Source organism: Serratia ureilytica, from assembly GCF_013375155.1.
GTDB lineage: Bacteria > Pseudomonadota > Gammaproteobacteria > Enterobacterales > Enterobacteriaceae > Serratia > Serratia ureilytica.
On sequence record NZ_JABXOF010000003.1, the window covers coordinates 152,722 to 166,761 of the forward strand.

Genomic DNA, 14,040 nt, shown 5'->3' on the forward strand with positions numbered 1-14,040 from the left:
CGTCAGCCCTTGAAGATCAATCGGGAGTTGGTCTGATTGCGAAAACGCAGCTGATCGATGCCGATCTGCGAGCGATTCGCCGCTTCACGCGCCGCCAGAATGGTGCCATGGTGCGGCGACTTGCCGCACACCGGATCGGCGTTGTCGGCGTCGCCGGTCAGCATGAACGCCTGGCAGCGGCAGCCGCCGTAGTCTTTCTCTTTCTCCGAACAGGAACGGCAGGGCTCAGGCATCCAGTCATAGCCGCGATAGCGGTTAAAGCCGAAGGAGTGATACCAGATATGCTGCAGATCGTGCTCCAGCACCGACGGAAAGGCGATCGGCAACTGGCGGGCGCTGTGACAGGGTAACGCCATGCCTTCCGGCGTCACGCTCATGAAAATAGCCCCCCAACCGCCCATGCAGCCTTTGGGGCGTTCCTCATAGTAATCCGGCGTGACGAACAGCAGGTTGGCCAGCTTGCCGTCGGCAGCCATGCGCTCGCGATAGCGTTTCACCACGGCTTCAGCATCGGCGATCTGTTCGCGGGTCGGCAGCAGGCCTTCACGGTTCAGGTGCGCCCAGCCGTAGAACTGGCAGGTCGCCAGCTCGACGTCGTCGGCATCCAGCTGGATCGCCAGTTCGATGATGCGGTCGATCTGGCCGATATTATGGCGATGCAAGACGAAGTTAAGCACCATCGGATAGCCGAGCGCCTTGACCGCCTTGGCCATCGCCAGCTTCTGCTGAAACGCCTTGGCGGAGCCCGCCAGCGCGGCGTTCAGCGTTTCGTCGCTGGCCTGAAAACTGATCTGAATATGATCCAGCCCGGCGTCGGCGAAGGTCTGCAGCTTTTTCTCGGTCAGGCCGATGCCGGAGGTGATCAGGTTGGTGTAAAACCCGAGATCGCGCGCGGCGGCGATCAGCTCGGGCAGGTCTTTACGCACCAACGGCTCGCCGCCGGAGAAACCGAGCTGTACGCTGCCCATCGCCCGCGCCTGGCGAAACACCGCGATCCATTGCTCGGTCGTCAGCTCTTTTTCCTGCGCGGCAAAGTCGAGCGGGTTGGAGCAATAGGGGCACTGCAGCGGGCAGCGATAGGTCAGCTCCGCCAGCAGCCAGAGCGGCGGATTTACCGCCGGCGCGCGTGGCTCAGTCACGGAAGGTCACCCATTTTTGTTCGTAGGCGCGCTGGAAAAACGCCAGCACGTCGTCCGCCAACCCCTCGGCACCGGGGAAGCGGGCGTTCAGCTGCGCGATGATGCCGTTCAGCGTGGTGTTGCCGTCAACCAGCTGCAGGATGGCGGCGGCGCTGTCGTTCAGTTTGGCCATGCCTTCCGGGTAGAGGATCACGTGGCTGTTTTGCACCTGCTCCCATTGCAGGCGGTAGCCGCGGCGGAAGACGGGGGTGTGTTCAGGATTCAGTGTCATTACACCAGCCTCTGATTGTGCCAGACCCGCGCGGCGGTCACGCTGTGGTAAGGCGGGCGGTTCAGGGTATAGGCCATGCTCATGGCGTCCAGCATGCTCCACAAAATATCCAGCTTGAACTGCAGGATTTCCAGCATGCGCTGCTGTTTTTCAACGGTATCGCAATAGTCCAGCGCCAGCGCCAGCCCGTGCTCCACGTCGCGGTTAGCCTGGCCGAGGCGACTGCGGAAATAGCCGTAGCCGGCGGCGTCAATCCACGGGTAGTGCTGCGGCCAGCTGTCGAGGCGCGACTGGTGGATCTGCGGCGCAAACAATTCGGTCAGCGAGCTGCAGGCCGCTTCCTGCCAACAGGCGCGGCGCGCGAAGTTGACGTAGGCATCCACCGCGAAACGCACGCCGGGCAGCACCAGTTGCTCGGATAGCAGGGCGTCGCGCTGCAGCCCAACCGCCTCGCCGAGGCGCAGCCAGGCCTCGATGCCGCCTTCGCTGCCGCCGTAACCGTCGTGATCCAGAATGCGCTGCACCCATTTGCGACGGGTTTCCGGCTGCGGGCAGTTGGCCATGATCGCCGCATCCTTGATCGGAATGCTGGTCTGATAGTAGAAACGGTTGGCCACCCAGCCCTGGATCTGCTCACGGGTCGCTTCGCCGTTGTGCATCGCGATGTGATACGGGTGGTGGATATGATAATAAGCGCCTTTGGCGCGCAGCGCCGCTTCAAATGCCTGCGGAGTCAGGGGGAGTGGTTGCGTCATGGCGATTCCCTACAGTTCGATATTCATGCCGTCCCAGCTCACTTCGATGCCGGCGGCGCTCAGGCTCTGCCGTTCCGCGGAGTCTTCATTGAGGATCGGGTTGGTATTGTTAATGTGGATCAAGATCTTGCGTTTGGCGGGCAAGGTGCTGAGCAGGGCCGCCAGCCCGTGCTCTTCCGCCAGTGCCAGGTGCCCCATGTCTTTGCCGGTATTGCGCCCCACGCCGGCGTTGGCTAGCTCGTTGTCGCGCCAGAGCGTGCCGTCGATCAGCAGGCAATCCGCCCGGCGCAGCCAGGGCATCAAAGCCTCGTCCGGCTCACCCAGGCCCGGCGCGTACAGCAGACCGACCCCGCGCGCGGTATCTTCGATAAACAGCGCCACGTTGTGGCCCGGCAGCGGGCGATCGCGGTACGGCGAATAGGGCGGCGCGTTGCTGAGCAGCGGAATGGCGGTGAAGCGCACGTTTGGGCAGACCGCCGTGTGGAACGGTTCGCCGGGCGTCACAGGGTGATGGATTAACCCGCCGTTCCAGTGAGAGAGCATGGGAAACACAGGGAAACCGGTGCTGAGATCGTCGTGCACTTCGGGGGTGCACCAGACCTGATGCGGGCAGCCCTCACGCAAATTGAGCAAGCCCGCGCTGTGATCGATCTGGCTGTCGGTCAGCACGATCGCGCCGATGCCGGTGCCGCGCAGCACGTCGGGATTGTTCAATTCGGGCGAGGCCAGCAGCTGATGGCAAATGTCCGGGGAAACGTTGCACAGCACCCAGTTTTTACCGTCGTCGCTGACGGCGATGGAAGACTGCGTGCGGCGCGTGGCGTTGATGCTGTGGCTGCGAACGCCCCGGCAGTTGTCGCAGTTGCAATTCCACTGGGGAAAGCCGCCGCCCGCTGCCGAGCCGAGAACTTTTATCTGCATGTCTGAACCAGAAAAAGAAGGAAAGAAATGCCCGCGCGAAAGGCGGGCAGACAGGCGATTAACGGTTGGAAATGTACAGCGTCACTTCCAGCCCCAGACGCAGGTCAACAAACTCAGGTTTGGTCCAGGTAGTCATAGCGGTGCTCCTTTGCATGCATCGTGATAGTTCGAAGCCAATGAGAAAAATTCGCATTCGGCTGGCTCAATGTTGACGAAATGTGACGGAGATCGCAACCGTTAAAGCGTAACCGGGTTATTCACCCCAGGTGGCGGAGAGCACGTTCAGCCAGTTGCGCCAGGTCAGCTTCTCCAGCAGCCGGTCGTCAAACCCCGCCTGCTTGAGCGCTTGCGTCAGGCGCGGCAGGCCTGCGGCGTCCTCCAACGGTTGCGGTACGTTAACCCCGTCAAAATCAGAGCCAAATCCCACGCGATCTTCACCAAGTTTAGCGATCAAATACTCAACGTGTTTAACAATTTCTGTTAAGCCGGTCGTTGCACTGTCACGTTTTCCGTCAGCCCGCAGGAAGGCGGTGCCGAAATTGACGCCGACCATACCGTCGCTCTGGGCGATAGCGTCCAGCTGCGCGTCGGTCAGGTTGCGCGGCTGCGGGCAGAGGGCGTGGGCATTGGAATGGGTGGCGACCAGCGGTGCGGTGCTCAACGCGGCGGTTTGCCAGAAGGTTTTCTCGTTCATGTGCGAGACGTCAATCATGATGCGGCGCTGGTTGCAGGCGCGGATCAGCGCTTCACCGGCCGGCGTCAGGCCGGGGCCGGTATCGGGTGATCCGGGGAACGGCCCGCTGACGCCGGTGCCGAAGGCGTTCGGCAGATTCCAGAAGGGCCCGATGCTGCGCACGCCCAGCCGGTAGAAGGCCGCCAGCTGCGTCAGCGCCGCGTCGATCATGCCGGCACCTTCGATATGCAGCACCGCGGCGATTTGCCCGTCGAGGCGGCACTGTTCTATCTCGGTAGCCGTGCGGCAGAGACGCAACTGCCCCTGAGAGGCACGTTCCAACTGGTGCAGGATGGCTATCTGCCGTTCGGCTATCGCCAGCGGATCGAACGCGGCCTGCGCTTCCTCCAGCGTTTGATTACGCATTTGGGCGATATAGCTGACCGGAGGAATAAACACCGCGAACAGCCCGCCGCAGAATCCGCCGCGCCGCATGCGTGGAAAGTCGAGGTGGCCCGGCGTGACGTGCGAATAAAAGGCGGTGACCGGATCGTCATCGTGCTGCAGCCACAGGTTGAGCAGCAGATCGTTATGGCCGTCGAACACCGGCCAAAGGGGGGGAAGCGTCATGGGCGTTTCACTGTGTCAGGCATCATGCACGTATATTCCCTGATTGGATGATGGTTAACAAGCATTCACGATTTACTGGATACCAATCAGGCCTAAAATTGACTGGTAAAAACTTTTCTTTAAGTGAGCTCCATGGCAATATTTAAACGTCGTTGTCAAATTTTTAAACTTTCCCTTCGAAGGGATTTAATTTTACTGCTTATAGTTAAAACTGCATATTTCAATTTTTTGACTAGGGAGGGGCTTTGAATAGACTGGAGCTGAACGATTACAAGAATCGTATAGAACTCATGAGTGATTGGCATGAACGTTTATATAATGCGCAACGAGGACATTATGTATGTTCGGAAAAATTGTACAATAAAGCAGATCTAACAGGGTATGCCCTAATCCTGAGTTCCACGATTGTTACTGGATGCCTTTTCTTCGATGCGCAGGGATGGTGGAAATTCATGCTAGTCACTATGAGTATTCTTTCTGCAGCATTGTCCGGACTTGTTTCATTTGGACGCTTTTCAGAAAAAGCTGAATTACATCGTGCGGCGGCAGGAAACTATGGAAAGCTAAGGCGACAATTGGAAAATCTGCACGCAAAAAAAGATAAGCTCGATGATGATGCGCTAGACATAAAGCTTAAAGTTTTGAGAATTGAATGGGAATACATTTCTCAAAACTCTCCCTTAACACCTAAATCTGCATTGAAAAATCGTGGTATCTAAGGATGGAAATGGAAAAGATCAACAAATGGGAAGATATAGAGCAACATTTTTTATCGGGCAGTCTGATTTTAGGTAATGGCGCAAGCATTGCCGTATCAGACTCATTTAATTACGATTCGTTATATCTAGAAGCACAACACCGTGATTATCTCAATGCCTTTTCAGTCAGTGTATTCAAAAGTTTCAAAGCAAATGATTTTGAATTTGTCTTGCGAAACCTATTGCAAGCTAAGCAAGTTAATCAGGTTTTGAATATTGACTGCACATTAATAGATTCAGCATATATAAACATTAGAGATGCATTGATAAGAACACTCCGTGATATTCACATCTCTTACAGCGAGGCGCTTCCGCATCTACCAAGTATTTATAATTTCATGAGGTTATTTAAAACTGTAGCATCACTTAATTATGACCTTATCGTATATTGGGCGGCAATGCTTGGCAATCATGAACTAGGACGATGGTTCAAGGATTGCTTTACTCCTTATTATCTGGATGAGGATTGGGAGAAATACCTCGAGCCAATTGGTGAGGCGTCGGGGGCTACACTGTTTTTTTATCCTCATGGTAATCTAGTCCTTCATAGAGAGGACTTTTTGACCAGAAAAATAATAACCAGGCCTGATCTTTACACCCATGATCTTTTGAACGAAATTTTATCCTGCTGGGAAAAAAATGCCTTTATTCCAGTATTCGTCTGTGAGGGGCGACAAGATGATAAAGTTAGGTCAATATCAAATAGCAGTTATTTAGATAGGGTGTTTTATGAGGTTCTACCCAATCTGGAATCTAAATTGGTTATATATGGTTGGAGTATTGGACAGCAAGATCAGCATATCATTGAGCAAATAAAAAAAGCTGAATTATCTAGGGTGGCGGTTTCTGTTTTTCGCGAAGATAAAGAGTATATGGAAAGAGTTAAAAGAATATTTTCTCGCATTGGTGTTCAAGATGTTATTTTTTTTGATGCCGAAAGCCCTGGAGTCTGGAATAATCCCTCTAGAAAGTCACCTGATTGTGGTGAATTTGACTTCAAAATCGATCTAAAAGAGGGCGAGAAACTAACCAGCTTAAGAAGGTTTTATGACTAAAATCCATCATTAAATAGAAGCTATCAAGAATAGTTTAAAATAGATTTAATTTATCCGCCAGGAGCTCCTGACGGATAAATTGGGTGTTATAAATCTGATGAATTTTATTTCATAACTTATCAGTTGGAGGAGTCAATACTTCCGTTCTCTAACTTACTGGTAATTCCAAACTGTATTGGAATTTTTTATAAAAGGCGTATCGACAGCTCGACGTCATCCGCGAACGGCGTGGAGAGATAACCCGACGCCGGAGAACGCACGCGCGCCAGATAATCTGGGCTGTCATCGGCGTTATCGGCGACGATCAGCGCGCCGGGGCGCAGACGATTTTCCAGCAGCGCGAGGATATCGGGGTAAAGTCCCTTGGCGCCGTCGAGCAACAGCAGATCGACCGTGGCCGGCAGATCGTCGCGCAGCGTTTCCAGGGCGTCGCCGACGCGGATCTCCACCAGATCGACGACGCCGCCTTCAGTCAGGTTGTTGCGCGCCTGCACCGCTTTGCTCGGTTCAAACTCGCAGGTAATCAATCGGCCGCCGCCATTATCGCGCAGTGCGGCGGCCAGGTGCAGAGTAGAAATGCCGAACGACGTGCCGAATTCGACGATGTTTTGCGCCCGGCAACCGCGCGCCAACATATACAGCAATGCGCCGGTTGCCGGCGACACGGCCAGCGGGAAATCCTTCAGGCGGTGGTAGAGTTCGCGATACTCGGTTTTGCTCTGCATCAGCCGGCTTTGCTCTGCGTCCGGCACGTCGCGGAACAGGGCGGCAAGCGCCGGCGAGCGGCGGGATGCCTGTTGAAACAGGCGGCTTAGCAGCGGCGCTAAGGGGGCAGTGGTCAGGGTACTCATGGCTAATTTCCTGTCGTAAATGGAGCGCGTTAGCGCATGCCGCTATAATATGACGAACTATTCGTATTCCTCTATTCGCATTGGCCGTCCGCTATGACTGAACGCCGCAGTAAGCAAATTTCCTCGAGAAAACAACCACAACAGGCGCGATCTGCCGAACTGGTTTCCGCCATTCTGACCGCTGCTATTCAGGTTTTGGCGCAGGAGGGGGCGGCACGTTTCACTACCGCCAGAGTGGCTGAACGTGCCGGCGTCAGCGTCGGGTCGCTTTATCAGTATTTCCCCAACAAGGCGGCAATCCTGTTTCGTTTGCAGAGCGACGAATGGCGACAGACCACCGATATGCTGAGCCGTATTTTGGCCGACCGCGAGAAAACGCCGTACGAGCGCCTGCGGTTGCTGGCGCAGGCATTTATCCGTTCGGAATGTGAAGAAGCGCAGATGCGCGTAGCGTTGAATGATGCGGCGCCGCTTTACCGAGATGCGCCGGAGGCACAGGCGGTGAAGGCGACCGGCAAGGGTATCGTGCAGGTTTTCATGTGCGAAGCGTTGCCTGATGTGCCGCCGTTCACTCGTCGGTTGGCGGGCGATCTGATCGTCGGCACGTTGGGGGCTGCGGGCAAGCAATTCTCCGAAACGCCGCGAACCGATACCGAGATCGCGTCTTATGCCGATGCGATGGCGGACATGTTCTGCGCTTATCTGGCCGATTTAAACGCGCGCGCGGCACCATAAGAGAATATTGGGTGACATTGTCACCTGCTGCGCGCGGTGTCTACACCCATTGGCGACAAACGGCCAACACCAACTGCCGCAGCCAACGGTGATCCGCCTCGGCGTCCAGACGCGGGTGCCACATTTGCGAGACGGTAATGGGCGGCGTTTTCACCGGCAGCTCGAAGACGCGCAGCGGGCCGTCGGCCGGTTGAGCCTGCAGGAAGGAGGCGGGCAACAGCGCCAGCAGGTTCGAGGCCTGCGCCACCGCCAGCGCGGCCGGAAAGCTCGGCACCACGGCGGCAATCTGGCGCGTCAGCCCCAGCTCCGCCAGTGCGGCATCTACCGGCCCGAGGATGCGCCCGCTGCGCGAGGCCACCACGTGGCCGCAGGCGGCGTAGTCGGCGGCGCCGATCTCCGGCTGTTGCGCCAGCGGATGCGTGGTTCTCATCACGCCAACGAAGCGATCGCGAAACAGCGCCTGCAGGCGGATTTCCGGGCCCATGTCACCCAGTACGCCTATCTCCAGATCGACCAGACCTTCACGCAGGGGGCGGTCGCTTTTCTCCGGCTTGGGCGCAAAGCGCAGCCGCACTCGCGGCGCCTGTTCGGCGGCGGCGGCGATCAGCGCCGGGCCGAAGGCCTCGACAAAGCCGTCGTTGGCGCGCAGGGTGAAGGTACGATCCAGCGCGGCGGGATCCAATGCTCCCTGCGCCGGACGCAACACAGCGCGCGCTTCGAACGCCGCGTGCCGCGCCCGCTCGCGCAGCGTTTCGGCGTAGGGCGTCAGCACCATATGACGGCCGGCACGCACCAGCAGGGGATCGCCGGTCGCCGTGCGCAGTCGGCTGAGGGTACGGCTCATCGCCGAGGCGCTTAAACCGAGACGTCGCGCCGCGCCGGCAACGCTGCCCGCCGTCAGCAGCGCGTCGAGCGCGATCAGCAGGTTGAAATCAGGGTCTGTCATGCGTGCGCATCCTGTCGTGCTGAATAGGGGGAAGGCGTTCGATGCAGTTTGTGCGTGCTAATGCTGCATCAGTCGCCATGCATTATGCCTGAGCCTGTTTTCGATGTGCCATGACTTACCGCTAAAAAACCGGAGGGAGACTGGCCCGTTTGTCGTCTGAACATGGCGATAAAGGCGGAAGGATCGTTATACCCCAGGGTAGAGGCGACATATTTGACGGCTTTCCCTTCCTGCAACAGCCTCATCGCCATGAGGGTTTTGCTTCTCAGCTTCCATTCATTGAAAGAGATGCCGGTAGCGGCGAGAAATCGCCGAGACAGCGTACGCTCACTCAAGCCCAGCATGCCCGACCATTGTGCCAGCGTGTTGAGATCGTGCGGCGCGGCGCTCATCTTTTCGGTCATGATCTTGATAACGTCGTCGCTGCCGAGCGGCAGATAGCTGTCAAAACGCTCCGACAGCGCCAGCTGCTCAAGCAACGCGGTAACCAACGTCTGGTCCTGAGGCGTGCGCGGATAGCCAATACGCCTTTCTGAAAAATCGGCCAGCACCGCTTTGACGACCTTATTCAGCCGCAGGGTTTGCGGTTTGTTCGGTAAGAATTGGCATAGTGGGGGACTGACATGAAGAATGACATAATCAATTGCACTCTTTGCGACGGATTCATGTTCGGTATTAACGGGAAGCCAAATGGCATATTCCGGCGTGGATAAATAAATATTGCTCTCAATATTTATTTCCACCAGCCCTTTCATGGAATACATCAGTTTTCCCCAGGGCAACGCCTGTAAAGGGAATTGCGCTCCTGCCGGCCAGGATTTATTTCTGAACCAAATCGATATTGGGGCTTCCCCGGTCAATTCTGACGGTTTCATGACGCCTTCCTGTCCGCTCATGGCTGCGCCTTCCTATTATAACAATAAGTTGTCTGATAATCGGCATTTCTATTCTATGGGGAAAGCTTACTCTGGGCAGGTCATTCCCCTGGATAAAGGTAACCTTATGTACGGCAAAATCATTGATCTTTCGGTGCCGCTGATGAGCGGGATCGCCTCCGATCCGGAAAGTTTTCTGCCGGAAATCGAGTATGTTGATAACAAGCGCGGAGCGTTGCAGCTGGCGGAATCATTTCCCGGCCTGGATCCCCGGGAGCTGCCGCGTCAGGAGGGCTGGGCGGTGGAGTTTGTCCGCATGAGCACCCATGCTGGGACGCATATGGACGCCCCTTATCACTACCATTCACATATGGATGACGGATCGGCGTCAAAAACCATTGATGAAATACCGTTGGAATGGTGTATCGGCCCTGGCGTCAAATTGGATTTTCGCCATTTTCCCGACGGTTATGTGGCCACTGCGCATGATATTGAGCGTGAATTAGCGAAGATCGGCCATCATATCACCGCCGGCGATATCGTCCTGGTCAACACGGCGGCCGGCGGGCGTTACGGCAGCGAAGATTTCATTCATCGCGGTTGCGGCATGGGCCGTGAAGCGACGCTGTATCTTACCGAGCGCGGCGTCAGGGTGGTCGGCACCGATGCCTGGAGCTGGGACGCGCCATTCAGCCATACGCGCACCAAATTTGAACAAAGCGGCGATGTTTCGCTTATTTGGGAAGGGCATTATGCCGGCAGTCAATATCCTTATTGCCAGATTGAAAAACTGTGCAATCTTGAATTGCTGCCGCCCTGTGGATTTAACGTGATCAGCCTGCCGGTCAAGGTTTATAAGGCATCCGCCGGCTGGGCACGGCCGGTTGCAATTATCGATGAACGCGCAGGAGAATAAACGATGGCCAGAATAAAACTGCCGACGGTGAGTGAATTAACGGCTGAACAGCAGCAGCAATATGCCCGTTTCCCCGCCAACCTTACGCTGGGGCTGTTGAAAACCAGCCGTTCGGCGCAGGGATATCTGTCCCTGGGGGCTTCCTTTCCTGCCGGGCGACTGTGCGATAAAGATCGGGAAATGATCATATTAAGGGTTGGCGCGTTGAGCGGCAGCGCTTATGAACGCATGCAACACTACCCACTGGCGATCCTTGCGGGGTGGCACGATGACGACATAGAAAAAATAGAGCAGGGTGTGGGCATCGACGCTAGAGGGGTCGCCATCTTGCATTTTGTCGATGAATGCGTGAAACAGGTGAAGGTCTCTGCCGACACATTTCACGCGGTCAGGCACTATTACGATGAGGTTCAACTGGCTGAGCTGTCATTAATGATTGGGCACTACATGATGACGGCGCGCTTTTTGGAAACGCTGGAAATCGATCTGGACGATCAAGCGACGTCCTGGGAAAACATGTCAACGGATTGAGTGCGCACGCCCGGCGTGAGCGCGATAAAAAAGCCGATAACCCCAGGTTATCGGCTTTTAATGTGCAATGGCAGAGGGTTACGCCGGCAGCTGCTGCGCGGTTTTCTCGACCAATGCCAGCAACAGCTTGATGTCTTCCAGCGTGACGATCGGGTTCAGCAGCGTCATCTTCAGGCAGGTTACGCCATCGAACTCGGTCACGCCGACGTTGGCGCGGCCCGATTCCAGCAAGGCGTCACCGATACGCTGGTTAAACAGCGCGACGGCCGCGTCGCCGTTCGCCGCCAGCTGCGCCGGACGGTAGCGGAACAGCACGCTGGCCAGCTGCGGCTGCATCACCAGTTCCAGCGATTCCTGATCGGCGATGTAACGCGCCACCTGTTGCGCCAGCGAGACGCCATGATCGATGATCTCGGCATACTGCTTCTGCCCCAGCGCTTCCAGCCCCATCCACAGCTTCAATGCATCGAAGCGGCGGGTGGTCTGCAGCGATTTGGAGACCAGGTTCGGCACGCCTTGCGCTTCGTCGAATTCGGAGTTCAGGTAGGCCGCCTGATAGCGCATCAGCTCGTAGTGGCGCTCGTCTTTCAGCAGGAAGGCGCCGCAGCTGATGGTCTGGAAGAACTGCTTATGGAAGTCCAGGGTGATGGAGTCCACCAGCTCCAGGCCGTCCAGGTAGTCGCGGTACTGCTCGGAGAGCAGCAGCGCGCCGCCCCAGGCCGCATCCACGTGCACCCAAATTTTCTGCTCCGCCGCCAGCCGCGCGATATCGCGCAGCGGGTCGATCGCGCCGGCATCGGTGGTGCCGGCGGTGGCGACGATCGCCATCACCTGCTCGCCGTTAGCCTTGGCCTGCGCCAGTTTTTCCGCCAGATCGTTCACGTCCATGCGGGCGAAGCGATCGGTTTTCACCAGCGTGACGGACTGGTAGCCGAGGCCCATCAGCGCCATGTTCTTCTGCACCGAGAAGTGGGCGTTTTCAGAACAGAACACTTTCAGCTTGCGCAGATCGCCCACCAGACCGTCCTGTTGCACGGAGTGGCCCTGACGCGCGAAGAATGCATCGCGCGCCAGCATCAGCCCCATCAGGTTGCTCTGGGTGCCGCCGCTGGTGAACACCCCGGCGTCGCCGGGCTGGTAACCGACCTGGGCGCGCAGCCACTCGATCAGCTTCATTTCGATCAGCGTGGCCGACGGGCTCTGATCCCAGGAGTCCATGCTCTGGTTGGTGGCGTTGATCAGCACTTCAGCGGCCTGGCTAATCACCAGGCTCGGGCAGTGCAGGTGCGCCACGCACTGCGGGTGGTGCACCGACAGGCTGTCTTTCAAAAAGTACTCGATGGCGCGCTCGATCGCCGCCTGGTTGCCCAGGCCTTGCGGGGTAAAGTCGAGCTGGATGCGCTCGCGCAGTTCGGCAACGCTTTTGCCCTGATACATCTCGGGCTGTTGCAGCCACTGCACGACGGCTTCACTGCTCTGTGCGATCGCCTGGCGGTAAGCCTCGGCGCTGTGCGCCGAGGAAGCCAGAATCGGGTTTAACTTGGACATCGCGGTCATTCGCTCCAATCAGACTGGCTTGACGCCGGCGGCCAACAGCGCCTGCTCAAATTTATCCAGGAAAATACCCAGCTCATCATTGGTGATCAGCAGGGAAGGCAACAGGCGCAGCACACAGCCGTTGCGCCCGCCGCGCTCCAGGATCAAGCCGGATTCGAAGCATTTTTTCTGCAGCAGCGCGGACAGCTCGCCATCGGCCGGGTAGCAGCCCATGTGATCCTGCGCTTCGTTCGGCTTGACGATCTCGATGCCGATCATCAGGCCCAGACCGCGGACGTGACCGATCACCGGATAACGTTTCTGCAGCTCGGCCAGCTTGCCTTTGAGCCATTCGCCTTGAGCGGCCACTTTGTCGGCGACCTTATGCTCCTTCAGGTACTGCAGGGTGGTCAGGCCGGTGGCCATCGCCAGCTGGTTGCCGCGGAAGGTGCCGGTGTGGTGGCCCGGTTCCCAGGCATCGAACTCTTTTTTGATGCCCAGCACCGCGAGCGGCAAGCCGCCGCCGACCGCTTTCGACATCACGATGATGTCCGGCTCGATGCCGGCGTGTTCGAAGGCGAACAGCTTGCCCGTACGGGCGAAACCGGCCTGAACTTCGTCGATGATCAGCAGAATGCCGTGTTCCTGCGTCACTTTGCGAATGCGCTGCAGCCACTCGGCCGGGGCCGGGTTAACCCCGCCTTCGCCCTGAACGGCTTCCAGGATCACCGCCGCCGGTTTACGCACGCCGCTTTCCACGTCGTTAATCAGATTATCGAAGTAGTAGGTCAGCGCCTTGACGCCGGCTTCGCCGCCGATGCCCAGCGGGCAGCGGTATTCATGCGGATAAGGCATGAATTGCACTTCCGGCATCATGCCGTTGATGGCCGCTTTCGGCGACAGGTTGCCGGTGACCGACAGCGCGCCGTGGGTCATGCCGTGGTAGCCGCCGGAGAAGCTGATCACGCCGGAACGGCCAGTGTGTTTTTTCGCCAGCTTCAGCGCGGCTTCCACCGCATCGGCGCCGGACGGGCCGCAGAACTGCAGGCAGTACCCTTTGCCTTCGCCCGGCAACAGAGAGAGCAGGTAGTCGGAGAAACGATCTTTCAACGGAGTCGTGAGATCGAGAGTATGTAACGGCAAGCCGCTGGTAATGACATTTTGGATGCTTTGCAGGACGTCGGGGTGATTATGTCCAAGAGCCAACGTTCCCGCCCCGGCCAGGCAATCAAGATATTGATTATTCTCAACATCAGTGATCCAAACGCCCTGGGCTTTCGCAATTGCCAACGGCAATTTGCGCGGATAACTCCTAACATTCGACTCAAATTCGGCTTGACGCGCCAAATAGGTTTCATTGTTTCCGTTTAATGAGTTTGCAACTAAAGTATCAATACGGACTTTATCCGTCATCATATCTCTCCTACAACCGAAGGTCTCAAGACGCA

General features: G+C 57.1%; 16 protein-coding genes. 5 read left to right on the top strand and 11 right to left on the bottom strand.

The window, feature by feature from the left end; translation table 11 throughout:
• Window positions 1–2: 2 nt before the first annotated feature.
• The 6 genes from pqqE to HWW83_RS07295 form a co-directional block, all read right to left on the bottom strand.
• Window positions 3–1,139: a pyrroloquinoline quinone biosynthesis protein PqqE gene (pqqE, locus tag HWW83_RS07270; protein WP_033643058.1), complete on the bottom strand. Its 1,137-nt coding sequence runs from the start codon at window positions 1,137–1,139 to the stop codon at window positions 3–5.
• Complete coding sequence (gene pqqD, locus HWW83_RS07275; protein ID WP_033643059.1) at window positions 1,132–1,410, bottom strand: pyrroloquinoline quinone biosynthesis peptide chaperone PqqD; 279 nt, start codon at window positions 1,408–1,410, stop codon at window positions 1,132–1,134. Before pqqD ends, pqqE begins: the two co-directional genes overlap by 8 nt.
• Window positions 1,410–2,165 carry a pyrroloquinoline-quinone synthase PqqC gene (gene pqqC / locus HWW83_RS07280; RefSeq protein ID WP_033643060.1) on the bottom strand — a complete coding sequence of 252 codons (756 nt, stop codon included), beginning with the start codon at window positions 2,163–2,165 and terminating at the stop codon, window positions 1,410–1,412. The genes pqqD and pqqC overlap by 1 nt, the downstream gene beginning before the upstream one ends.
• A 9-nt stretch (window positions 2,166–2,174) precedes the next feature.
• Window positions 2,175–3,086: a pyrroloquinoline quinone biosynthesis protein PqqB gene (gene pqqB / locus HWW83_RS07285; protein WP_033643061.1), complete on the bottom strand. Its 912-nt coding sequence runs from the start codon at window positions 3,084–3,086 to the stop codon at window positions 2,175–2,177.
• Window positions 3,087–3,144: 58 nt separating this feature from the next.
• A complete protein-coding gene (pqqA, locus tag HWW83_RS07290) occupies window positions 3,145–3,222 on the bottom strand; it encodes a pyrroloquinoline quinone precursor peptide PqqA (RefSeq protein WP_004937827.1) in 78 nt (25 codons plus the stop codon).
• 117 nt (window positions 3,223–3,339) lie between these two features.
• Window positions 3,340–4,389 carry a dipeptidase gene (locus tag HWW83_RS07295; RefSeq protein WP_099783079.1) on the bottom strand — a complete coding sequence of 350 codons (1,050 nt, stop codon included), beginning with the start codon at window positions 4,387–4,389 and terminating at the stop codon, window positions 3,340–3,342.
• 245 nt (window positions 4,390–4,634) lie between these two features.
• Here HWW83_RS07295 and HWW83_RS07300 point away from each other — a divergent pair, with 245 nt between their 5' ends.
• Both HWW83_RS07300 and HWW83_RS07305 read left to right on the top strand, forming a co-directional pair.
• Window positions 4,635–5,108 (top strand): SLATT domain-containing protein, encoded by a 474-nt coding sequence (locus HWW83_RS07300; RefSeq protein ID WP_122003826.1) that lies wholly within the window; start codon window positions 4,635–4,637, stop codon window positions 5,106–5,108.
• A gap of 8 nt (window positions 5,109–5,116) precedes the next feature.
• Window positions 5,117–6,202, top strand: coding sequence for a DUF4917 family protein (locus HWW83_RS07305; RefSeq protein WP_176589168.1), 1,086 nt, complete (start codon window positions 5,117–5,119; stop codon window positions 6,200–6,202).
• A gap of 185 nt (window positions 6,203–6,387) precedes the next feature.
• On the opposite strand, the gene HWW83_RS07310 is transcribed toward HWW83_RS07305, so the two are convergent.
• Entirely contained in the window at window positions 6,388–7,053 is a 666-nt protein-coding gene (locus tag HWW83_RS07310; protein ID WP_096242244.1) for an O-methyltransferase, read from the bottom strand.
• Window positions 7,054–7,146: 93 nt separating this feature from the next.
• Here HWW83_RS07310 and HWW83_RS07315 point away from each other — a divergent pair, with 93 nt between their 5' ends.
• Window positions 7,147–7,788, top strand: a complete 642-nt coding sequence (locus HWW83_RS07315) for a TetR/AcrR family transcriptional regulator (RefSeq protein ID WP_160204291.1) — start codon at window positions 7,147–7,149, stop codon at window positions 7,786–7,788.
• Between the two features lie 40 nt (window positions 7,789–7,828).
• Here HWW83_RS07315 and HWW83_RS07320 read toward each other — a convergent pair whose 3' ends face one another.
• Both HWW83_RS07320 and HWW83_RS07325 read right to left on the bottom strand, forming a co-directional pair.
• A complete protein-coding gene (locus HWW83_RS07320) occupies window positions 7,829–8,734 on the bottom strand; it encodes a LysR family transcriptional regulator (RefSeq protein ID WP_160204292.1) in 906 nt (301 codons plus the stop codon).
• A 68-nt stretch (window positions 8,735–8,802) separates the two neighbouring features.
• Complete coding sequence (locus HWW83_RS07325; RefSeq protein ID WP_226772939.1) at window positions 8,803–9,498, bottom strand: helix-turn-helix domain-containing protein; 696 nt, start codon at window positions 9,496–9,498, stop codon at window positions 8,803–8,805.
• Between HWW83_RS07325 and HWW83_RS07330 the strand changes: the two genes are divergently transcribed.
• Together HWW83_RS07330 and HWW83_RS07335 are read left to right on the top strand one after the other, a co-directional pair.
• A complete protein-coding gene (locus HWW83_RS07330; RefSeq protein ID WP_230358676.1) occupies window positions 9,488–10,525 on the top strand; it encodes a cyclase family protein in 1,038 nt (345 codons plus the stop codon). The genes HWW83_RS07325 and HWW83_RS07330 overlap by 11 nt on opposite strands.
• Before the next feature lie 3 nt (window positions 10,526–10,528).
• Window positions 10,529–11,056 carry a carboxymuconolactone decarboxylase family protein gene (locus tag HWW83_RS07335; RefSeq protein ID WP_069100362.1) on the top strand — a complete coding sequence of 176 codons (528 nt, stop codon included), beginning with the start codon at window positions 10,529–10,531 and terminating at the stop codon, window positions 11,054–11,056.
• 78 nt (window positions 11,057–11,134) lie between these two features.
• On the opposite strand, the gene HWW83_RS07340 is transcribed toward HWW83_RS07335, so the two are convergent.
• Together HWW83_RS07340 and HWW83_RS07345 are read right to left on the bottom strand one after the other, a co-directional pair.
• Window positions 11,135–12,604, bottom strand: coding sequence for a pyridoxal phosphate-dependent decarboxylase family protein (locus tag HWW83_RS07340; RefSeq protein WP_069100365.1), 1,470 nt, complete (start codon window positions 12,602–12,604; stop codon window positions 11,135–11,137).
• A gap of 18 nt (window positions 12,605–12,622) precedes the next feature.
• The gene (locus HWW83_RS07345) at window positions 12,623–14,005 is read right to left on the bottom strand and encodes a diaminobutyrate--2-oxoglutarate transaminase (protein ID WP_071845182.1); all 1,383 of its coding nucleotides are present in this window, start codon (window positions 14,003–14,005) and stop codon (window positions 12,623–12,625) included.
• Window positions 14,006–14,040 lie beyond the last annotated feature (35 nt).

Bases quoted from the DNA above. Each gene is read 5' to 3' on its own strand.
- pqqD (WP_033643059.1), bottom strand. From the start codon at position 1,410: ATGACACTGAATCCTGAACACACCCCCGTCTTCCGCCGCGGCTACCGC.
- pqqC (WP_033643060.1), bottom strand. From the start codon at position 2,165: ATGACGCAACCACTCCCCCTGACTCCGCAGGCATTTGAAGCGGCGCTG.
- pqqB (WP_033643061.1), bottom strand. From the start codon at position 3,086: ATGCAGATAAAAGTTCTCGGCTCGGCAGCGGGCGGCGGCTTTCCCCAG.
- pqqA (WP_004937827.1), bottom strand. From the start codon at position 3,222: ATGACTACCTGGACCAAACCTGAGTTTGTTGACCTGCGTCTGGGGCTG.
- HWW83_RS07295 (WP_099783079.1), bottom strand. From the start codon at position 4,389: ATGACGCTTCCCCCCCTTTGGCCGGTGTTCGACGGCCATAACGATCTG.
- HWW83_RS07305 (WP_176589168.1), top strand. From the start codon at position 5,117: ATGGAAAAGATCAACAAATGGGAAGATATAGAGCAACATTTTTTATCG.
- HWW83_RS07310 (WP_096242244.1), bottom strand. From the start codon at position 7,053: ATGAGTACCCTGACCACTGCCCCCTTAGCGCCGCTGCTAAGCCGCCTG.
- HWW83_RS07315 (WP_160204291.1), top strand. From the start codon at position 7,147: ATGACTGAACGCCGCAGTAAGCAAATTTCCTCGAGAAAACAACCACAA.
- HWW83_RS07320 (WP_160204292.1), bottom strand. From the start codon at position 8,734: ATGACAGACCCTGATTTCAACCTGCTGATCGCGCTCGACGCGCTGCTG.
- HWW83_RS07330 (WP_230358676.1), top strand. From the start codon at position 9,488: ATGGAATACATCAGTTTTCCCCAGGGCAACGCCTGTAAAGGGAATTGC.
- HWW83_RS07325 (WP_226772939.1), bottom strand. From the start codon at position 9,498: ATGTATTCCATGAAAGGGCTGGTGGAAATAAATATTGAGAGCAATATT.
- HWW83_RS07335 (WP_069100362.1), top strand. From the start codon at position 10,529: ATGGCCAGAATAAAACTGCCGACGGTGAGTGAATTAACGGCTGAACAG.
- HWW83_RS07340 (WP_069100365.1), bottom strand. From the start codon at position 12,604: ATGTCCAAGTTAAACCCGATTCTGGCTTCCTCGGCGCACAGCGCCGAG.
- HWW83_RS07345 (WP_071845182.1), bottom strand. From the start codon at position 14,005: ATGACGGATAAAGTCCGTATTGATACTTTAGTTGCAAACTCATTAAAC.